16 protein-coding genes are annotated in these 20,705 nt (G+C 73.3%); 3 read left to right on the top strand and 13 right to left on the bottom strand.

What is annotated here, in order from left to right; all coding sequences use genetic code 11:
- Nucleotides 1-156: 156 nt before the first annotated feature.
- A complete protein-coding gene (gene dnaJ / locus ACIOWN_RS00325; RefSeq protein ID WP_362347303.1) occupies nt 157-1,296 on the bottom strand; it encodes a molecular chaperone DnaJ in 1,140 nt (379 codons plus the stop codon).
- Entirely contained in the window at nt 1,297-2,313 is a 1,017-nt protein-coding gene (gene hrcA / locus ACIOWN_RS00320) for a heat-inducible transcriptional repressor HrcA (protein ID WP_362347301.1), read from the bottom strand.
- 201 nt (nt 2,314-2,514) lie between these two features.
- Here hrcA and ACIOWN_RS00315 point away from each other — a divergent pair, with 201 nt between their 5' ends.
- Together ACIOWN_RS00315 and ACIOWN_RS00310 are read left to right on the top strand one after the other, a co-directional pair.
- The gene (locus tag ACIOWN_RS00315) at nt 2,515-3,270 is read left to right on the top strand and encodes an MBL fold metallo-hydrolase (protein WP_401979485.1); all 756 of its coding nucleotides are present in this window, start codon (nt 2,515-2,517) and stop codon (nt 3,268-3,270) included.
- A gap of 32 nt (nt 3,271-3,302) precedes the next feature.
- Entirely contained in the window at nt 3,303-4,166 is an 864-nt protein-coding gene (locus ACIOWN_RS00310) for a DUF3097 domain-containing protein (RefSeq protein WP_401979483.1), read from the top strand.
- A 44-nt stretch (nt 4,167-4,210) separates the two neighbouring features.
- Here the strand turns inward: ACIOWN_RS00310 and hemW are convergent, their stop codons facing one another.
- The 4 genes from hemW to lepA form a co-directional block, all read right to left on the bottom strand.
- On the bottom strand, nt 4,211-5,443 hold the full coding sequence (gene hemW, locus ACIOWN_RS00305; protein ID WP_401979481.1) for a radical SAM family heme chaperone HemW: 1,233 nt from the start codon (nt 5,441-5,443) through the stop codon (nt 4,211-4,213).
- 48 nt (nt 5,444-5,491) lie between these two features.
- Nucleotides 5,492-7,408 carry a SpoIIE family protein phosphatase gene (locus ACIOWN_RS00300; RefSeq protein WP_401979479.1) on the bottom strand — a complete coding sequence of 639 codons (1,917 nt, stop codon included), beginning with the start codon at nt 7,406-7,408 and terminating at the stop codon, nt 5,492-5,494.
- Nucleotides 7,409-7,637: 229 nt separating this feature from the next.
- A complete protein-coding gene (locus ACIOWN_RS00295; RefSeq protein WP_401979477.1) occupies nt 7,638-9,512 on the bottom strand; it encodes an AMP-dependent synthetase/ligase in 1,875 nt (624 codons plus the stop codon).
- Between the two features lie 270 nt (nt 9,513-9,782).
- Nucleotides 9,783-11,651 (bottom strand): translation elongation factor 4, encoded by a 1,869-nt coding sequence (gene lepA / locus ACIOWN_RS00290; protein ID WP_362347289.1) that lies wholly within the window; start codon nt 11,649-11,651, stop codon nt 9,783-9,785.
- Between the two features lie 220 nt (nt 11,652-11,871).
- Here lepA and rpsT point away from each other — a divergent pair, with 220 nt between their 5' ends.
- The gene (gene rpsT / locus ACIOWN_RS00285; protein ID WP_362347288.1) at nt 11,872-12,138 is read left to right on the top strand and encodes a 30S ribosomal protein S20; all 267 of its coding nucleotides are present in this window, start codon (nt 11,872-11,874) and stop codon (nt 12,136-12,138) included.
- Between the two features lie 546 nt (nt 12,139-12,684).
- Here the strand turns inward: rpsT and holA are convergent.
- The 7 genes from holA to ACIOWN_RS00250 all read right to left on the bottom strand — a co-directional run bounded on the left by holA (nt 12,685) and on the right by ACIOWN_RS00250 (nt 20,674).
- Nucleotides 12,685-13,674, bottom strand: coding sequence for a DNA polymerase III subunit delta (holA, locus tag ACIOWN_RS00280; protein ID WP_362347287.1), 990 nt, complete (start codon nt 13,672-13,674; stop codon nt 12,685-12,687).
- Nucleotides 13,675-13,742: 68 nt separating this feature from the next.
- Nucleotides 13,743-13,988 carry a hypothetical protein gene (locus tag ACIOWN_RS00275; protein ID WP_326802413.1) on the bottom strand — a complete coding sequence of 82 codons (246 nt, stop codon included), beginning with the start codon at nt 13,986-13,988 and terminating at the stop codon, nt 13,743-13,745.
- Nucleotides 13,989-14,060: 72 nt separating this feature from the next.
- The gene (locus ACIOWN_RS00270; RefSeq protein ID WP_362347285.1) at nt 14,061-14,204 is read right to left on the bottom strand and encodes a hypothetical protein; all 144 of its coding nucleotides are present in this window, start codon (nt 14,202-14,204) and stop codon (nt 14,061-14,063) included.
- Nucleotides 14,205-14,270: 66 nt separating this feature from the next.
- Nucleotides 14,271-16,964, bottom strand: coding sequence for a ComEC/Rec2 family competence protein (locus ACIOWN_RS00265; RefSeq protein ID WP_401979474.1), 2,694 nt, complete (start codon nt 16,962-16,964; stop codon nt 14,271-14,273).
- Nucleotides 16,961-17,809: a helix-hairpin-helix domain-containing protein gene (locus tag ACIOWN_RS00260; RefSeq protein ID WP_401979471.1), complete on the bottom strand. Its 849-nt coding sequence runs from the start codon at nt 17,807-17,809 to the stop codon at nt 16,961-16,963. The genes ACIOWN_RS00265 and ACIOWN_RS00260 overlap by 4 nt, the downstream gene beginning before the upstream one ends.
- Before the next feature lie 1,179 nt (nt 17,810-18,988).
- Nucleotides 18,989-19,834, bottom strand: a complete 846-nt coding sequence (locus tag ACIOWN_RS00255; RefSeq protein ID WP_100566882.1) for a DegV family protein — start codon at nt 19,832-19,834, stop codon at nt 18,989-18,991.
- Between the two features lie 84 nt (nt 19,835-19,918).
- The gene (locus ACIOWN_RS00250) at nt 19,919-20,674 is read right to left on the bottom strand and encodes a hypothetical protein (RefSeq protein WP_362347283.1); all 756 of its coding nucleotides are present in this window, start codon (nt 20,672-20,674) and stop codon (nt 19,919-19,921) included.
- Between the last annotated feature and the right edge of the window lie 31 nt (nt 20,675-20,705).

Raw genomic sequence — 20,705 nt, 5'->3', positions numbered from 1 at the left:
TGCCCGGGGGACAACCCCCGGGCCCCCGGCCGACCCCAGCCCCGCCTCAGCGGCCGTTGAAAGCGTCCTTCAACCGCGAGAACAAGCCCTGCTGCCCCGGCTGACCGTGCCTGCCCGGGGGACAACCCCCGGACCCCCGGCCGACCCCAGCCCCCCTCAGCGGCCGTTGAAAGCGTCCTTCAACCGCGAGAACAAGCCCTGCTGCCCCGGCTGGAACTGCCCCTGGGGGCGTTCCTCGCCGCGCAGCTTGGACAGTTCGCGCAGCAGGCGCTCCTGCTCCGGGTCGAGCTTGGTCGGGGTCTGGACCTCGACGTGGACGATGAGGTCGCCCCGGCCGCCGCCGCGCAGATGCGTGACGCCCCGGCCGTGCAGCGGGATCGACTGGCCGGACTGGGTGCCCGGGCGGATGTCGACCTCCTCAAGGCCGTCCAGGGTCTCCAGCGGCACCTTGGTGCCGAGGGCCGCCGCGGTCATCGGGATGGTGACCGTGCAGTGCAGGTCGTCGCCGCGCCGCTGGAACGTCGAGTGCGGCAGCTCGTGGATCTCGACGTACAGGTCGCCGGCCGGACCGCCGCCGGGGCCGACCTCGCCCTCGCCCGCGAGCTGGATGCGCGTGCCGTTGTCGACACCGGCCGGGATCTTCACGGTCAGGGTGCGGCGGGCGCGGATGCGGCCGTCGCCGGCGCACTCCGGGCACGGGGTGGGCACCACCGTGCCGAAGCCCTGGCACTGGGGGCACGGACGCGAGGTCATGACCTGGCCCAGGAAGGACCGGGTGACCTGCGAGACCTCACCCCGGCCGCGGCACATGTCACACGTCTGCGCCGTGGTGCCGGGGGCCGCTCCCTCGCCGCTGCACGTGTTGCAGACGACGGCCGTGTCGACCTGGATGTCCTTCGTGGTGCCGAAGGCCGCCTCGTCCAGCTCGACCTCGAGCCGGATCATCGCGTCCTGGCCCCGGCGCGTGCGGGAGCGCGGTCCGCGCTGCGACGCCGTGCCGAAGAAGGCGTCCATGATGTCGGAGAAGTTCCCGAAGGAACCGCCGGCCCCGAAGCCGCTCGCGCCGGCCCCGCCGGACTGCGAGAGGGGGTCGCCGCCGAGATCGTAGACCTGCTTCTTCTGCGGGTCCGAGAGCACCTCGTAGGCGGCGTTGATCTCCTTGAACCGCTCCTGGGTCTTCGGATCCGGGTTGACGTCCGGGTGCAGCTCGCGTGCGAGCCGCCGGAAGGCCTTCTTGATCTCTTCCTGCGACGCGTCACGGCGCACGCCGAGAACGGCGTAGTAGTCCGTGGCCACCTACGACTCCGCCAGGATCTGTCCGACGTACCGTGCCACTGCGCGTACCGCTCCCATCGTTCCCGGGTAATCCATGCGGGTCGGTCCGACCACGCCGAGCTTGGCCACTGCCTCGCCGCCCGAACCGTAGCCGACCGACACGATGGACGTGGAGTTGAGTCCTTCGTGGGCGTTCTCGTGACCGATGCGCACGGTCATGCCCGCATTCTGCGTCTCACCGAGCAGCCTCAGCAGCACGACCTGCTCCTCCAGCGCCTCCAGAACGGGCCTGATGGTGAGCGGGAAGTCGTGCGGGAAGCGGGTGAGGTTGGCGGTGCCGCCGATGACCAGCCGCTCCTCGTTCTCCTCGACGAGCGTCTCCAGCAGAGTGGACAGCACGGTCGAGACCGTACCCCGGTCCTCGACGTCGAAGGCGTCGGGCAGGTCCTCCACGAGCTGCGGGACGTCCGTGAAGCGGCGGCCCGCGACCCGGCTGTTCAGCCGCGCCCTCAGATCGGCCAGCGAGGTCTCCCCGAAGGGCACCGGGCAGTCGACCATCCGCTGCTCGACCCGGCCGGTGTCCGTGATCAGCACGAGCATCACGCGCGCGGGCGCGAGGGACAGCAGCTCCACGTGCCGCACGGTCGAACGGGTCAGCGACGGATACTGCACCACGGCGACCTGCCGGGTCAGCTGGGCGAGCAGCCGCACCGTGCGGGCCACCACGTCGTCGAGGTCGACGGCGCCGTCGAGGAAGTGGTGGATGGCGCGCCGTTCGGGCGCGGTCATCGGCTTGACCTCGGCGAGCTTGTCGACGAACAGGCGGTAGCCCTTGTCGGTGGGGATGCGGCCGGCGCTGGTGTGCGGCTGGGCGATGTAGCCCTCGTCCTCCAGGGCCGCCATGTCGTTGCGGACCGTGGCCGGTGAGACGCCCAGGCTGTGCCGCTCGGTGAGGGCCTTGGAGCCGACCGGCTCCTCGGTGCCGACGTAGTCCTGGACGATGGCGCGCAGCACCTGAAGCCGCCGCTCGCTGAGCATCGCGCACACCTCCAGGGTCGTTCCTCGGCCACCCGCCTGGCACTCTGCGCATAGGAGTGCCAGCTCTACCCGGCCCAGTGTACGGCCGCCGGGTACGCCCCCGGCAAGGCCGGGCCACGACTGCCTGCGAGGTCGGGACCGGGATCACCCGGGATCGGCCGGGATGTCGTACCCGGCGGGCATCACCGCTAGCGTCGCCCCATGACGGATGCGCGGGAAACCCCTCGGGACGAAGCCCGGGGAGAACTGGAATGGGAACGGCTGGCGGACGGTGTGGGGCGGTGCCGCCTGCCCGGATGGGACTGCACGACCGGGCTGGTCGTCGGGGAGGGCGCCGCGCTGATGGTCGACGCGGGTTCGAGCCACGCGGAGGGCGCGCGGTTGCGTGCCTGGGCGCGGGCGCGCGCCGGTGGTGATGTGACACATCTCGCGCTCACCCACCCCCACTTCGACCACATCTTCGGGGCGGCGGTGTTCGACGGCGCGGAGATCTTCGCCGCCGAGGGCGCGGACGCGGTGTTCGGTGACAGCGGTGAGCGCGCGGAACTGCGCGAGGACGCGGTACGCCAGGGCCTGGACGCCAAGGCGGCCGAGGAGGCGGCGGACGCCCTGGTACGGCCCGGCCGCGAGGTCCGCGACCGGCTCACCGTCCGGCTCGGGGGCGGGCGGGAGGTGCTGCTGGCGAACATGGGCCCGGCGCACTCCACGCACGATCTCGCGGTGGTGGTGCCCGGCGACCCGACCGTGGTGTTCTGCGGGGACCTCGTCGAGGAGTCCGGCGAACCCCAGGCGGGCCCGGACGCCGTGCCGTCCCGGTGGCCCGCCGCGCTCGACCGGCTGCTGGCGCTCGGCGGCGAGGACGCGCTGTACGTCCCCGGTCACGGAGCGGTGGTGGACGCCGCCTTCGTCCGCGCCCAGCGGGACGCCCTGGCCACGCGCTTCGGCGTGTCGCGCTGAGGGGACACGGCCCCGTCCCTATCGTCACTCGAATGCGCCCACCCGTCTCCCGCCACCGCCCTTCCGGTGAGGGCCCTTCGGGCCCGCGCCCCCGCGTGTACTCGCCCGACCTCACTCCCCCGTGGAAGAAGCCGCGGACCGTGCCGGAGGTTCCCGCCGAACCGGGTCTGGTGGTGGAGGAGCCCGGGACCGGCTTCTGCGGGGCGGTGATCCGCTGCGAGGCGGGCACGGTGACGCTGGAGGACCGCTTCGGCAAACACAGGGCGTTCCCGCTCGCGCCCGGCGCCTTCCTGCTGGAGGGGCGGGCGGTCACCCTGGTGAAGCCGTCGTCCGGTCCGGTACGGCCCACCCGTACGGCATCCGGTTCGGTCGCCGTGCCCGGGGCACGCGCGCGTGTGGCCCGGGCCGGGCGCATCTACGTCGAGGGCCGGCACGACGCCGAACTGGTCGAGAAGGTGTGGGGCGACGACCTGCGCGTCGAGGGCGTGGTCGTGGAGTACCTGGAGGGCGTCGACGACCTGCCGTCGATCGTCGAGGCGTTCGCACCCGGCCCGGACGCCCGTCTCGGCGTCCTCGTGGACCATCTGGTGCCCGGCAGCAAGGAGTGGCGCATCGCCGAGTCGGTGACCAGCAAGCACGCGCTGGTGGTCGGCCACCCGTACATCGACGTCTGGGAGGCCGTGAAGCCCTCCTCGCTCGGGATCGAGTCCTGGCCCCGCGTCCCCCGCGGCCAGGACTGGAAGACGGGCGTGTGCCGCGCCCTGGGCTGGCCGGAGAACACGGGCGCGGCCTGGCAGCGGATCCTGTCCCATGTGCGGTCCTACAAGGACCTGCAACCGGAGCTGCTGGGCCGGGTCGAGCAACTGATCGATTTCGTCACCGCCCAGCCCGAGTAGCCGGGCCGGGCCCGCGTCCCCAGGGACCGCCCGCTCCGGGCGGCTCAGTCCACCAGGTCCCGCACCACCGCGTCCGCCAGCAGCCGGCCCCGCAGGGTGAGCACGGCCCGCCCCGCCTCGTACGGCTCCTCCTGGAGCAGCCCGTCGGACAGTCCCCGCCGGGACGCGGCCAGGCCGTCCGGGCGCAGCAGGTCCAGCGGGACGCCCTCGCGCAGCCGCAGCTCCAGCAGGATCCGCTCCACCCGGCGGTCCTCCTCGGTGAGGAGTTCCCGCCCGGCTCCCGGTGAGCGGCCGGCCGCGAGGGCCGCCGCGTACGCGCCCGGATGCTTCACGTTCCACCAGCGCACGCCCCCGACGTGGCTGTGCGCGCCGGGTCCGGCGCCCCACCAGTCGGCGCCGCGCCAGTACAGCTCGTTGTGCAGGCAGCGGCCGGCTTCCGAGGTGGCCCAGTTGGACACCTCGTACCACTCGAAGCCCGCCGCGGACAGCGTCTGCTCGGCGATCAGATAGCGGTCGGCGTGCACGTCGTCGTCCGTCATCGGGATCTCCCCGCGCCGGATCCGGCGGGCGAGCTGCGTGCCCTCCTCCACGATCAGGGCGTACGCCGAGACGTGGTCGGGGCCGGCGCCGAGGGCCGCGTCCAGCGAGGCGCGCCAGTCGTCGTCCGACTCGCCGGGGGTGCCGTAGATCAGGTCGAGGTTGACGTGCTCGAAGCCGGCGGCGCGGGCCTCGGCCACACAGGCCTCGGGGCGGCCGGGCGTGTGGGTGCGGTCGAGGATCTTCAGGACATGCTGCCGGGCGCTCTGCATGCCGAAGGAGATCCGGTTGAAGCCGCCCTCGCGCAGCGCGGCCAGGTAGGCCGGGTCGACCGACTCCGGGTTGGCCTCCGTCGTGATCTCCGCGTCGGCCGCGAGACCGAACTCGTCGCGGATCGCCGCCAGCATCCGCACCAGGTCCTCGGCGGGCAGCAGCGTGGGCGTGCCGCCGCCGACGAAGACCGTGCGGACCTCGCGCGGATCGTCGCCGAGCACCTTGCGGGCGAGGCGCACCTCGTCGGTCAGCGTCCCGGCGTAGTTGTCCCGCGAGGCGAGCACCCCGCCGGTGCCGCGCAGCTCGGTGGCGGTGTAGGTGTTGAAGTCGCAGTACCCGCAGCGGGTCGCGCAGTAGGGCACGTGCAGATAGAACCCGAGGGCCCGCTCGGCGGCCCCGGCAAGGGCCTGCGCGGGCAGCGCACCGTCATCGGGAACGGACTCACCGTCGGGAAGTGCGGAAGGCATGTCTTCCATTGTCCAGCACACGCGGGCTGGTCCCGGCTGGGTGGTTCGTCAGTCCCGTTCGGCCTGGAGCACCAGGAGGGCCAGGTCGTCCTCCGGGGGGCCCGCGCCGAAGTCGTGGACGAGGTGGCGGATCCGCTCGGCGATCGGTTCGGCGTCGAGGCCGGCGCAGTCGGCGAGGGCCGTGGCGAGGCCGTCGCCGTCGTCGAACTGGCGGGAGCCGGAGCGTCGCTCGGTGACGCCGTCGGTGACGCACAGCAGGGTGTCGCCGGGCCCCAGCTCGAAGGTCTCGCAGTCGTACGTCTCGTCCTCGATCACGCCGAGCAGCGCCTGTGGCCGGGCCACCGTACGGACGCCGCCCTCGAGTCCGAGGACCAGCGGCAGCGGGTGCCCGGCGGAGGCGAGGGTGCAGTGCACGCCGCCGTCGAAGGGGACCAGCTCGCCGTACAGCAGGGACAGGAAGCGGGTCTGGGTGTCCCCGGGGAGCGGGGTGCGTCCGCCGGCCGCCACGAGGACGCGCGCGGCGGCGTCGGCGGCCTCGGTGGCGTCGTCGAGGAGGAGCTGGTTGAGGCGGTCCAGGACGTCGGCGACACCGTAGCCCTCGCGGGCCAGCAGCCGCAGCCAGGGGCGGGCGAGCCCGATGACGACGGCGGCCTCGGGGCCCTTGCCCTGCACGTCCCCGACGGCGAAGCACCAGCGGCCGTCACCGGCCGGGAAGAGGTCGTAGAAGTCGCCGCTCGGGCCACCCTTGTCGCACGGCTCGTACACCAGCGCGCTGCGCAGTCCTGGGATCTCGGCGACCGCGCCGGGCAGCAGGCCGCGCTGGAGCACCGCGCTGATGGTGGCCTGGCGGGCGTACTGACGGGCCGCGCCGATGGCGAGGGCGACCCGGCGGCTGAGGTCCTCGACAAGCCCGGTGACCTCGTCGGGGAAGCGGAGCAGCCCGGTCCGCCCGATGACCAGCGTGCCCAGTGGGCGGCCGCCCGCGATCAGGCGGTACGCCAGCGCCGCGCCGTGGGCCGCGTGCGGCCCGAGGGCCTCCCCTGGCCAGGGGTAGGGGGCGGGCCCGGACCGCAGGCCGTCGGTGGGGCGCGGCGGGTCCTTCTCCAGGGCCCGGCGCAGTTCCTCGATGCGGCTCTCGCTGCCGTGCCAGACCCGGGCGAGCCGCGGCCCGGCCGCGCCGGTGACGTCGCTCCAGCCCCCGCCGCCCTCGCTCCAGCGGGAGGTCCCCCACCGGCCGGTGGACTCGTCCTCCAGCCACACCGCGCACCAGTCGGCCAGCCGGGGCACGAGCAACTGCCCGGTGAGCGAGGCGACCAGATCCTCGTCGAGCTGTCCGGCGAGCAGGTCGGAGGCCTCGGCGAGGAAGGACAGGGCGCCGCGCCCCAGCCAGTCCCGTCCGGCCCGCTGCGGCTCGGGCGCGAGGACCTCGGCGATGCCGAGGCCGCGTTCCGCCCCGTACGCCTCCTCGTCCTCCCCCGCCGGTGGGGCCTCGGCGGGCAGCCGCGCCCACACCGTCTTGGCGCCGGTCCGGTAGGTGACGCCCCAGGCCTCGCAGAGCGTCGCGATCAGCCGCAGGCCGCGGCCGTAATCCGGGGTCTCGTGCGGCGCCCCGGAACCGTGGTCGCGGGGAGCGCGCGAGGGGTGGTGGTCGCACACCTCGACCACGCAGGCGCCGGTCTCCGGTTCCAGCCGGCAGGTCAGCTCGACGTCGGTGCCCGCGTGCACGACGGCGTTGGTGACCAGTTCGCTGACCACGATCAGGGTGTCGTCGGCCAGCCGCTCGCCGATCTCGAACCCGAGGTCCGTCCACTCGGCCAGCGCCGCGCGCAGCAGCGCGCGGGCGGCGCCCGGTGCCAGGGAGCCCTGGGGCAGTGTCGCGTGCGCCTGAGGGCACGCCGCCGTGCAGTGCGCGGGCACCTCGGAGGTACGGGAGACGGTCTCCCGCTGCGTGGGAATGGCCCCCATCTGCGGCTCCCCGGGCGGTCCTGACGGATCGGTTCGGTCAATGCCGACAGGGTGACAGACCGACCGTGCCCATAAGCGAGGAGTTACCGAAGTGAGCCGCCTTGGCCGAAAACTGCACCACCGGAGTGATCAAAAACGGACAGTCCTGAGCACCCGCGAACGTTTTCGGTGATCGTTCCCCGCGCTCCCGAGGCGCGCGGGGAGTTCACCGGCGGTCCGGACTCAGTGATCAGGCCTCACGCGCGCCTGCGTACATCTCGTCGATCAGATGCTTGTACTCCCGCTCCACCACGGGCCGCTTCAGCTTCAGGCTCGGGGTGATCTCGCCGTGCTCGACGTCGAGGTCGCGCGGCAGAAGGCGGAACTTTTTGATGGCCTGCCAGCGCTGCAGGCCCTCGTTGAGCTGCCTGACGTAGCCGTCGACCATCTCGACGGTCCGGGGCGCGGCGACGACCTCGGCGTACGGCTTGCCCTCCAGGCCGTTCTCCTTGGCCCACTCCAGGATCGCGGGCTCGTCGAGGGCGATCAGAGCGGTGCAGAAGTTCCGGTCGGCGCCGTGCACGAGGATGTTGGAGACGTACGGGCAGACCGCCTTGAACTGGCCCTCGACCTCGGCGGGCGCGATGTACTTGCCGCCGGACGTCTTGATCAGGTCCTTCTTGCGGTCGGTGATGCGCAGATAGCCGTCCGGGGAGAGCTCGCCGATGTCGCCGGTGTGGAACCAGCCGTCGGCCTCCAGCACCTCTGCGGTCTGCTGGGGCAGCTTGTGGTAGCCCTCCATGATGCCGGGGCCGCGCAGCAGGATCTCGCCGTCGTCCGCGATGCGCACCTCGGTGCCGGGCAGCGGCTTGCCGACCGTGCCGGTGCGGTAGGCCTCACCCGGGTTGACGAAGGAGGCGGCGGAGGACTCGGTGAGGCCGTAGCCCTCCAGGATGTGGATGCCGGCGCCGGCGAAGAAGTAGCCGATCTCCGGGGCGAGCGCGGCGCTGCCCGAGACACAGGCGCGCAGCCGGCCGCCGAAGGCCTCGCGGATCTTGGCGTAGACGAGCGCGTCGGCGACCTTGTGCTTGGCGGCCAGAGCGAAGGGCGCGGACCGGGTGCCGGTGCGCTTGAAGTTGTCCTGGGTGACCTTGGCGTACTCGCGGGCGACCTCCGCGGCCCACTGGAAGATCTTGTACTTGGCGGGGCCGCCGGCGCGGGCCTTGGCGGCGACGCCGTTGTAGACCTTCTCGAAGATGCGCGGGACGGCCGCCATGTAGGTGGGCCGGACGACCGGCAGGTTCTCGATGATCCGGTCCACGCGGCCGTCCACGGCGGTGACGTGCCCGACCTCGATCTGGCCGGAGGTGAGGACCTTGCCGAACACGTGCGCCAGCGGCAGCCACAGGTACTGCACGTCGTCGGCACCGACCAGGCCGGTGGCGGCGATGGCCTTGGCCATGTACGACCAGTTGTCGTGCGGCAGCCGGACGCCCTTGGGGCGGCCGGTGGTGCCGGAGGTGTAGATGAGGGTGGCGAGCTGGTCCCTGGTGATCGCGCCGACCCGCTCCTTGATCAGCTCGGGGTGCTCCGCCAGATACGCGGCGCCCCGCCGCTCCAGCTCGGCCAGGCCGATCACCCGGTCGCCGGTCTCGACGCCTTCAGGGTCGATGACCACGACATGGTGCAGTTCGGGCAGCTCGGCGCGCTTCTCCTCGGCCTTGGCCGCCTGCTCGGCGTTCTCCGCGATGAGCACCCTGCTCTGGGAGTCGGACAGGATGAAGGCCGCCTCGTCGGCGTTGGTCTGCGGATAGACCGTCGTCGTGGCCGCGCCCGCGCACATGATGCCGAGGTCGGCCAGCGGCCACTCCACACGGGTGGAGGAGGCGAGCGCGACGCGCTCCTCCGGCCGCACGCCCAGTTCGATGAGTCCGGCCGCGATCGCGTAGACCCGCTCGGCGGACTGCGCCCAGCTCAGCGACCTCCATTCGTCCGGGCCCTCGCCGGAGGCCGCGGGTACGGGGTAGCGGTAGGCCTCGGCGCCCGGTGTGGCCGCCACGCGCTCCAGGAAGAGGGCCGCCACGGAGGGCGGACGGTTCTCGATCAGGTTCTGTGCGTCGCTCACGACATCCTCCGGGGCCCGCGGCGGTGCGGTCGGCTCTTTGCGGCTGGGTGACTCACGGGTGGTGGTTCGGACTGTTGTTTAACTCACGAGTAACTAACAGGCGGGATCAGACTAAGGCGCGACCGGCCACCGCGTAAGGGGCCGCGCCCGGACACTTCCCACGGAGAGCTACCGGGCGGATGCGCAGGGGCCCGCCGCGCTTTCGCGCGACGAGCCCCTTTTACACCCGGTTCACCGGGTCGCGTCCGCTCGCTCCGGACTACTGGACGGTCACTTCTTGCCCTTGGCCGATCCCGCGCTCTCGTCGCTGGAGAGCACCGCGATGAAGGCCTCCTGCGGAACCTCCACGGAACCCACCATCTTCATGCGCTTCTTGCCTTCCTTCTGCTTCTCGAGCAGCTTCCGCTTGCGGGAGATGTCACCGCCGTAGCACTTGGCGAGGACGTCCTTGCGGATGGCGCGGATGGTCTCGCGGGCGATCACCCGGGAGCCGATGGCCGCCTGGACGGGCACCTCGAAGCTCTGCCGCGGGATGAGTTCCCTGAGCTTGGCCACGAGCCGCACGCCGTACGCGTACGCCTGGTCCTTGTGGGTGATCGCCGAGAAGGCGTCCACCTTGTCGCCGTGCAGGAGGATGTCGACCTTGACCAGGGAGCTGCTCTGCTCGCCGGTGGGCTCGTAGTCGAGGGAGGCGTAGCCGCGGGTCTTGGACTTGAGCTGGTCGAAGAAGTCGAAGACGATCTCGGCGAGCGGGAGCGTGTAGCGGATCTCGACGCGGTCCTCGGAGAGGTAGTCCATGCCGAGCAGGGTGCCGCGGCGGGTCTGGCACAGCTCCATGATCGAGCCGATGAACTCGGTCGGCGCGAGGATCGTGGCCCGTACGACCGGCTCGTACACCTCGTCGATCTTCCCCTCGGGGAACTCGCTGGGGTTGGTCACCGTGTGCTCGGTGCCGTCCTCCATCAGCACGCGGTAGACCACGTTGGGGGCGGTGGCGATCAGGTCGAGACCGAACTCGCGCTCCAGACGCTCGCGGATCACGTCCAGGTGGAGCAGGCCGAGGAAGCCGACGCGGAAGCCGAAGCCGAGGGCGGCGGAGGTCTCCGGCTCGTAGACCAGGGCTGCGTCGTTGAGCTGGAGCTTGTCCAGCGCCTCGCGCAGCTCGGGGTAGTCGGAGCCGTCCAGCGGATACAGACCGGAGAAGACCATCGGCTTCGGGTCCTTGTAGCCGCCGAGCGCCTCCTCGGCGCCCTTGTGCTGGCTGGTGACGGTGTCACCGACCTTGGACTGCCGGACGTCCTTCACACCGGTGATCAGATAGCCCACCTCGCCCACGCCGAGGCCGTCGGCCGGCAGCATCTCCGGGGAGTTGGTGCCGATCTCCAGCAGCTCGTGGGTGGCGCCGGTGGACATCATCCGGATCCGCTCGCGCTTGCCGAGCTGGCCGTCGATGACACGGACGTAGGTCACGACACCGCGGTAGGAGTCGTAGACGGAGTCGAAGATCATCGCGCGGGCGGGGGCGTCGGCGACGCCGACGGGGGCCGGGATCTCCTTGACCACCCGGTCGAGCAGCGCCTCGACGCCGAGGCCGGTCTTGGCGGAGACCTTCAGCACGTCGTCGGGGTCGCAGCCGACGAGGTTGGCCAGCTCCTCGGCGAACTTCTCCGGCTGGGCGGCCGGCAGGTCGATCTTGTTGAGGACCGGGATGATCGTGAGGTCGTTCTCCATCGCCAGGTAGAGGTTGGCGAGGGTCTGGGCCTCGATGCCCTGGGCCGCATCGACGAGCAGGATGGTCCCCTCGCAGGCGGCGAGCGACCGCGAGACCTCGTAGGTGAAGTCGACGTGCCCCGGGGTGTCGATCATGTTGAGGATGTGCGTGTTGCCGGGGTCGTGGGTCGGGGCCCACGGCAGGCGCACCGCCTGGGACTTGATCGTGATGCCGCGCTCGCGCTCGATGTCCATGCGGTCGAGGTACTGGGCGCGCATCTGCCGCTGCTCGACCACCCCGGTCAGCTGGAGCATCCGGTCGGCGAGCGTGGACTTGCCGTGGTCGATGTGCGCGATGATGCAGAAATTGCGGATCAGAGCCGGGGCGGTACGGCTCGGCTCGGGCACGTTGTCAGGGGTCGCGGGCACGCAGGGTCCTGTTTCTTGAGGCGCCTTATGCCTCGGGTCGGAACGATACGTAGCTTCCATGGTCCCACGGGCGCGGACCGGGGACCGGTTTGGGCCGCCCAGCGGGCCGCTGGTAGCCTGGGCGACTGTGTCTCATGCCCTCTTCGCGCGAGGCACAACTCAAGAAATCACCGGTACGGGACCCGTGCGGCCCCGTGCCAGAACCTGAAAAGGCTCATTCGTGGCGAACATCAAGTCCCAGATCAAGCGGAACAAGACCAACGAGAAGGCCCGGCTGCGCAACAAGGCCGTCAAGTCCTCTCTGAAGACCGCGATCCGCAAGGCCCGCGAGGCCGTTGCCGCGGGTGACGTCGAGAAGGCCACCGAGCTGCAGCGCGCTGCCGCGCGTCAGCTCGACAAGGCCGTCTCGAAGGGCGTCATCCACAAGAACGCGGCCGCCAACAAGAAGTCGGCGCTGGCCACCAAGGTGACGACCCTCAAGGGCTGATCCTTCCCTGATCTGAACGGATCCCCAGGGATCCGAGTGGCCGGAAGGACCCAGGGCGGGCCCTCTCTCATCCGCCCCCGACCGGCCCCCCGGCTCCGCGCGCGGCCTGCGTTCGCCACGCGGGCGCGGAACCGAACGGCGTGACCCGAGGACCCCGTCGCACTCCCTTTCCCCAGGGAGAGCGACGGGGTCCTCGGCGTGTCGGGGGAGCGTCAGGGGCACGGATGCGCGAGGAACGCGAACGTGTGAGGCCGCGGGGCCCGAGGGTCTCGGAAGCGTGAAGGGGCCTTCGTCGCTTGACGTGGGGGCGCCAGGTCATGGGTTGCGCGGGGTGGGACGGCGCGGGGCGGGACGCCATGGGATTGCGCCGAGCGGGGCGGCGCGGGGCGCGGCACACCATGGGCGACCCGAGACAGGCGGCGCGGCTCGCGGCACGCCGTGGATGAACCGAGACGGGCGGTGCGGGGCGGCGCACCAGAGTGACCCGAGACGGGGCGGCGCGAGGCGTGGCAGCGCGGGGCGTCTGAGCCGGTGGTGCGGGGCTTCTCAGGCGCGTCCTCTGGAGCGGGCCGCCCGGGCGATGGTGACGACCGCCTTCTCCAGGGCGTACTCGGGGTCGTCGCCGCCGCCCTTGACGCCCGCGTCGGCCTCGGCGACGGCGCGCAGGGCGACGGCCACGCCGTCCGGGGTCCAGCCGCGCATCTGCTGCCGGACGCGGTCGATCTTCCACGGCGGCATGCCCAGTTCCCGTGCCAGGTCGGCCGGACGGCCGCCACGCGCGGACGACAGCTTCCCGATCGCCCGCACACCCTGGGCGAGCGCGCTGGTGATCATCACCGGGGCCACCCCGGTGGCCAGCGACCACCGCAGCGCCTCCAGCGCCTCCGCAGCCCGTCCCTCGACGGCCCGGTCGGCGACCGTGAAGCTGGACGCCTCGGCCCGCCCGGTGTAGTAGCGGCCCACGACGGCCTCGTCGATCGTTCCCTCGACGTCGGCGGCCAACTGCGCCACCGCGGACGCCAGCTCCCGCAGATCGCTGCCGATCGCGTCGACCAGCGCCTGGCACGCCTCCGGTGTGGCCGAGCGCCCGAGCCCGCGGAACTCGCCCCGCACGAAGGCGAGACGGTCGGCCGGCTTGGTCATCTTCGGGCAGGCCACCTCGCGCGCGCCGATCTTGCGCGCGGCGTCGAGCAGACCCTTGCCCTTGGCGCCGCCCGCGTGCAGCAGCACCAGCGTGATCTCCTCGGCGGGCGACCCCAGGTACGCCTTGACGTCCTTGACGGTGTCGGCCGACAGGTCCTGCGCGTTGCGCACGACCACGACCTTGCGCTCGGCGAAGAGCGACGGACTGGTCAGCTCGGCGAGCGTGCCGGGCTGCAACTGGTCCGGGGTGAGGTCCCGCACGTCCGTGTCGGCGTCGGCGGCCCTGGCGGCGGCCACCACCTCCCGCACGGCACGGTCGAGCAGGAGGTCCTCCTGCCCCACGGCTAGCGTCACCGGGGCGAGAAGGTCGTCGTTCGCAGTCTTCCTGGCCATCGCGACAAGCATCCCACGGACCACCGACAACGCCCCCGGCGCGGGGCCGCGAGGAGGGTGCAGGAAGGCTAGGGCTCCTCCCGCCAGCCCTCCCACTCCCCGGCGAACGCGTCCAGCTCCGCCGGATCGAGCCGTTCCCCCTCGTCCCGGAGGACGACGAGCCACTGCGCGTCCTCGGCGTCGTCCTCACCGGCCAGCGCGTCGCGGACGATCCGCGGTTCCTCGTCGACCGCGAACCGCTCCGCGAGCGCCTGCGCCGCCTCCTCCGCGGCATCGCGGTCGGGCAGCACCAGTACGTGTCTCACATCGCTCACGGGGCCATTGTCCGGTACCCGATGTGACCGCGGCCGCCGGCGTCCGTGACGGCCGCCGTGCCCGGCCGGCCGTCAGGCCTCGGGGACGAGCTGCACGTCGAGGGTGACCTCGATGGTCGGCCCGACCACGGCGATCCCCCGCGCCAGCATCGTCTGCCAGATCACCGTGTAGTCGTCCCGGTGCAGCTCGGTGGTGGCCAGGCAGGCCGCCCGCACCTCGCCCTCGATGCCGTTGCCGAGCCCAGGACGAATCGCGCGGTGCGGCCTGTACCCGCCCGGCGTTCAGTCCCGCGCCACCCGCATTCCCGCACCCGCCCCGGTCACCGCGAGCGCCCCGTCCCGGTCCGTGCGCAGCACCACCGCGCCCAGCGCCCGCAGCACCGCGACGGTGGGAGCAGCCGGGTGCCCGTAGGGGTTGTCCGCGCCGCAGGAGATCAGGGCCAGGCGCGGGGCCGCCACACGTATCAGGTCCGGGCTCTGGAACGCCGAGCCGTGATGGGCGACCTTGAGCACGTCAACGCCCGCCAGTCGCGCGCTCATCGGTGAGTCCAACAGCGCCTGCTGGGCCGGGGGTTCGAGGTCGCCCAGGAGCAGCAGCCGCAGTCCGCCGGAGCGGACGAGCAGTGTGACGCTGGCGTCGTTGGGTCCGTCCGGGTCCGGGGCGGGGGACGGTGGCGGCCACAGGACCTGCCAGGTCAGGTCGCCGGTGCCGCGCTGTTCGCCGGCGCCGGCGTGGGTGAGCGGAATGCCGCGGCGGGCTGCCTCCCGCCGTACGAACTCGGCCTGCTGCGCGGGTTCTTCGTACCCGGTCGTCTCGATCGCGCCCACCGCCCGTCCGCGCAGTACGCCGGGCAGGCCGGCCACGTGGTCGGCGTGGAAGTGGGTCAGCACGACCAGCGGGACCCTGGTGACGCCGAGCTTGCGCAAGCAGTGGTCCACCAGCGTCGGGTCGGGTCCGGCGTCCACCACCACACCCGCTCCGTGCCCCGCCGCGAGCACCGTCGCGTCGCCCTGCCCCACGTCGCACATCGCGAACCGCCAGCCCGGCGGCGGCCAGCCGGTGATCACCCGGGTGAGCGGCGGCGGCTGTACGACCACCAGCAGGAGCACCACCCCGCAGACCGCGCAGACCCAGGGGTGTCTCAGCAGCCGTCGGCCCACGAGCACGGCCGCCGCCGTGACGAGGGCCAGCAACAGCGCACCGGTCCAGCTGTCGGGCCAGTCCACTCCCCCGCCGGGCTGGGCCGCCCCGGTCCTGGCCACGTCCGCGATCCACCCGGCCGGCCAACTCGCGCACCAGGCGAGCGCCTTCGCCACCGGCATCGCGAGCGTCGCCGTCGCCAGCGCCGCGAAACCCAGCACCGTGGCGGGCGCGACGGCGGCCTCCGCGAGCAGGTTGCACGGCACCGCCACCAGGCTCACCCGGGCCGACAACACGACGACGACGGGCGCGCACAGCGCCTGCGCCGCGGCCGCCGCGGCCAGCGCCTCGGCCGCCCGGGCGGGCACCCGACGCCGGCGCAACGCCGCGCTCCAGCGGGGCGCCAGGGTGAGCAGGGCCCCGGTGGCCAGCACCGACAGCAGGAAGCCGTAACTGCGCGACAGCCACGGGTCGTAGAGCACCAGCAGCAGGACGGCCGTCGCCAGGGCGGGGAGCAGCGATCTGCGGCGCCCGGTCGCGAGGGCGAGCAGTGCCACCGCTCCGCAGGCCGCGGCCCGCAGCACACTCGGGTCGGGCCGGCACACGACGACGAACCCCAGGGTGAGCGCGGCTCCGAGCAGCGCGGTGCCGCGGAGGGTGAGGCCGAGCCGCGGCGCCAGGCCGCGGCGCTCCACTCGCTGGGCCAGGCCCGGTGGCCCCAGGAGCAGGACGAGGAGGATGGTGAGGTTGCTCCCGGAGACGGCCAGGAGGTGGGTGAGGTCCGTGGCCTTGAACGCCTCGTCGAGTTCGAGGGTGATCCGCGAGGTGTCTCCGACGACCAGTCCCGGCAGCAGGGCCCGCGCGTCCGCCGGCAGGCCGTCGGTCGCCGCGCGCAGCCCGGCGCGCAGCCGGCCCGCCAGCCGCTGCGGCGCGGACGGCTCGGCCACCACCTCGGGCGCCGCCCGGTCCCGGACCCGGAGGACCGCCGCGATCCGGTCGCCGCCCGTCATCGGGGGCTCCAGCCGCGCGGTCACCCTCAGCCGCGTGGACGGCAGCAGCCCGAGCCAGGGCGAGCGCTGCGCCTGTTCCGCGGGGCGGCCGCCGTGCCCGCCCGGAGCGTGGCCCCCTGACGGGCTCTCGGCGCGGGCCGCCGCCTGTGAACCGGTGTTGACGAGGATCAGTACCGGAGTCCGGGTCGCCACGGCCGCCGCCGGACCTGGACTGTCGACGCGCAGCACCTCGGCGTCCATCCGTACGGAGGCGGGTGCCTGGCGGTCGCCGCGGATCCGGGGGCGGGTGAGCCGGGGGTCGGAGGTCAGTTCCACCTCGGCGGTCACCGTGGCGAACTGCCGTGCCAGAGCGGGCACCGGACCCCGCCGCACGTCCGCCCCGTGGAGCCCGGCGGACACGGCTGCCGCGGCGGCGGCGAGCAGCGCTGCGGCGGCGGAGGTACGCGTCCACGAGGCATGCGACCGGGGCCGCCCGGCAACTGGGGCGGGCGACTGCCCCGTCGCGGGTGTCCTCCGTCTTCCGCCGCGTCGGCAGAGCAGGAGTACGGCGACGGCGAGGCAGACGACCACGAAGCCGGTCACCCGGCCCGGAGAGGCGTCCAGCGCCACCGCCGCCGTCGCCCAGGCCGCGAGGGCGGGCGGGACGAGCCGGAGGTCCACCGGTCCTTCCTGCCGGGGGTGGGCGGCTCCCAGCCGCTTGCCGGAGGCGGCGTGCACCTCCGGGCGGGTGTGGGACGGGTCGGGCGCGGGCTCGGCGGGGGTCGTGCGGCCGGGAAGCGCGGGCTCTCGCCCGGCACCGGGGTGCGGGGCGGTGTGGGAGCTCATGGGCTGACCAGGTCACGCAGATCGGCGAAGCGGCGGGTGCCGATGCCGCTGACCTCACGCAGTTGGTCCACCGAGCGGAAGCCGCCGTGCTGCGTGCGGTAGTCGATGATGCGCCGGGCCAGCACCGGACCGACACCGGGCAGGGTCTGCAACTGTTCCGCGCTGGCCGTGTTGAGGGCCACCGGCGCGGTGGACGTGCCCGCCGTATCCGTACCGGGCGCTCCGGCTGGGCCCGGCCCGGCGGCATCCGGTGCGGCGCCGGGGGCCGGGCCGCCGACGACGACGTGTTCGCCGTCCACGAGGAAGCGGGCCCGGTTGAGGCCGTCGGTGTTGGTGCCAGGGCGCACCCCACCGGCCGCCTGGAGCGCGTCGGCGACCCGCGAGCCGGCCGGCAGGTGCTGGAGACCGGGGCGCCTGACCTTGCCGCTGACGTCCACCACGATCTCCGTGCCGGGGGACGCCGCGGGGCGCCGCGCGGTGACCGGGGCTCCGGCCGGGGCGGCCTTGTCCCGTCCCTGCTCCTCGTGGGGAGCCACGGCACGCATCACCTCGGGTGCCTGGACCGTCTGCGTACGGCCGCTCCAGAAGTGCTGCACGGCGAAGAGCGCGGCGACGGCGAACAGTACGGTGAGCGCGACCACGTTCCTGCGCTCCAGCCCGCACCGCGTCTGCAACCACAACGGCATCCGCTCGCGCACCGCGGCCCCGGCCCGCTCCCGCCAGTCCGGCACCACGGCAGGACCCACGAGCCCCACCTCGGCGCCGCCGTCCGCCTCCGGGGCAGCCCGGAGGTCCAGCTCCGGGGCGCTGCGTACGCCCGCCTCCACGGCGCCCCGCACAGCCACGCCCACCGCGCTCGTCCGGCCCGCCGCCACCGGGCCCACCCCAAGTGCCGTGGCCGAGCAGGACACTTCCCTCACCGCGCCGGAGTTCGCGCGGCCCGGAACGACCGGACTCGCGTCTGCCGAACCCCCGTCGGCCACCACGACCGAGCCGGCGCCGACCACGCCGGCCACCCCTCTGTCAATCGCAACCGAGCCCGCACCGGCGGCTCGGGCCGCGACTGCCCTGCTCGCGCGTACCAGCCCGCCATCGGCCACCGCAGGCGGGCCCACCGCCCGCGCGGCGAGAAAACCCGCTTCGTCCACGCCAGTCGAAGCCGCGCCGTCCATCACGGGCGGACCCGCGGCCGCCGCACTCGGCTCACTCACGGCAGTAGCAGCGTCGGCCGGGAAAGCCGGGGCCGTATCGCTCACCGCGAGCGGGCCCGCGCCAGCAGGGCCGCCCTCACGCACGGCGGCAAAGCCCCCGTCGTCCAAGGCAGTCGAAGCCTTGTCGCCCACGGCAAGCAGACCCGCGCCGGCCGCGCCTGACTTCCGCACCACGCCAAGGCCCGCATCCGCCGTGCCGGCCGACTCGTTGCCGCCCACCGCAAGCCGTCCCGCGGCCCCCCGGCTCGGCGGCCCGAGTGCCTCCGGCGGCGCGCACGCCTCCGTCCGGCGGCGGCTCGGCGACCCGAGTGCCTCGGCTCGGTGGTGCTTCGGTGGCGGGTGTGCCTCCTCCGGTGGGCGGCCGGTCCGGTTCAAAGGCGCTGCGGCCCAGGACGGCCTGGGCCGCAGCGGCCCCGTCGGCGGCATCAGGTCAAGGCCGTCAGAGCTCTCAAGGCCGTCAGGGTCCTCAGGGCCGTCAGAACCGTCACGGCCGTTCGTGTACCTGTGCGCCGCTCCCTGGAAGCCGCTGCCCGGTTCCCCGGTCCGCGCGGCGCGTTCGGCGAACAGCGTCCGCGCGCGCCGGTGCAGGTCCTCCGCCGAGGCCTGAGAGCCCCGGGGGGCCGGCGGGCGGCGGTGGCGGGTGCGGCCGTCCGAATCGGGGGCGCGGCCAGGGCCGCTGGTCGCCGCCGCTGTGCGTGAGCGTGATCGAAGTGCCATGCCAGGAGCATCCGGCAACCCGGCACACACGCGATGATCTTGCTCGATTTCCGGGGACTACCCCCCAGTTGTGGACAACTCACTCACCCGTACGGATCAGCGGGGCGAGACCACGACCGCCAGCAGCCCCGGTCCGGTGTGCGCGCCGATCACCGCCCCGACCTCGCTGACATGCAGGTCGGCCAGGCCGGACACCCGGGTGCGCAGCCGGTCCGCGAGGGCCGACGCCCGTTCGGGGGCGGCGAGATGGTGGACGGCGACATCGACGTCCGCCCCGCCGGCGCGCTCGGCCACGATCTCCTCGAGGCGGGCGATCGCCCTTGATGCGGTACGCACCTTCTCCAGGAGCTCGATACGGCCGTCCTGCAACTGGAGCAGCGGTTTCACGGCGAGCGCGGAACCCAGCAGCGCCTGCGCCGCGCCGATGCGGCCGCCACGGCGCAAATAGTCGAGGGTGTCGACGTAGAAGAAGGCGGAGGTGCCCGCGGCGCGCTTCTCGGCGGCGGCGACCGCCTCGTCCACCGTGCCGCCGGCCTCCGCGGTCTCGGCCGCGGCCAGGGCGCAGAAGCCGAGCGCCATCGCGACCATCCCGGTGTCCACCACCCGTACCGGCACCGGCGCCTCACGCGCGGCCAGCACCGCGGCGTCGTACGTGCCGGAGAGTTCCGCGGACAGATGCAGGGAGACGATGCCGCTCGCGCCGGACTCCGCGACTGTGCGGTAGGTCTCGGCGAACTGCTGGGGGCTGGGGCGCGAGGTGGTGACGAACCGCCGCTTCTGCAGCGCCTGCGCGAGGGAACGCGTCGAGATCTCGGTGCCCTCTTCGAGCGCCTGGTCGCCGAGGACCACGGTCAGCGGAACCGCGGTGATGCCGTGGCGCTCCATCGTCCACGGCGGCAGGTAGGCCGTTGAATCGGTGACGATCGCGACATGGCGGGACATGAGCTGGAGGTTACCTGCCGTAGTGCCCCGACGGCAGCCCAGCCCCTCTCACCGGGTCAGGTGTGGCCGGATCGGGGCCCTGAATCAAGTCGTGCTCTCGGGGCGGGGCTTCTTCTGCCACGGGTGGGCGGGGCGACGGCCCGACGGGGTGATGGCCGGCCGGGCCGGCTCCTCGGCGGAGGCCTGCCGCGGGGCCCCGGACCAGGTGGGCGAATCCGCTCCGGGGGCCGGGGACGCGGCCGTCCGCCCGGCCGCCGGTCCGGCCGCCCCGGTCGTGTGCTCGGTCGTCGGCTCGACCGTGGTCCAGTGGCGCAGCGCGCCGGCCTCCACGTCGATCTGGGCGCTCAGTGTGTCCAGGTCGTCGTCGGCGAAGCGGCGGGCGCGGTCGCGGGCCGCCCAGCGCAGCGACTCGGCCGACTCCGTGATGCGCCGGGTGCGTTCGCGCAGGACCGGAAGCCGCTCGCTGAGCGTCGCCCGGTCCGGGTCGGCCTCCAGGCGCTTGAGGTCCGTGTCCAGCTCGCGCCCGTGCGCGCTGAGCCGCTCGAACAGGGCGATGGACTCCTTGAGGGACTCGTCCTCGCGCACACCCGCGTGCAGGGCGTCCTGAGTGGCGCGCATCGAGGTGCGCAGGGTGAGCCGGAGCTGGGCCAGTTCGCCCGCCGGGCCGGGCTGGGTGAAGGACTTGGCCCGCAGCGTGTGGTCCTCGACCGTGCGGCGGGCCTGGGTGATGGTGCGGTCCACACTGCGCTTGGCGGCCCCGACCACCTTCACCGCGGCGAAGACGCCGAGCGCCACGAAGACCACGAAGAGGAGGACGAGGACGGTGACGACTGTTTCCACGGCGCTCCTCCTCAGGCTGGCGCGGCACAGG

This window comes from Streptomyces sp. NPDC087787 (assembly GCF_044743035.1).
Classification (GTDB): domain Bacteria; phylum Actinomycetota; class Actinomycetes; order Streptomycetales; family Streptomycetaceae; genus Streptomyces.
The sequence above is the reverse complement of the archived record's forward strand: the minus strand, read 5'-3'. Positions and strand labels throughout refer to the sequence as shown.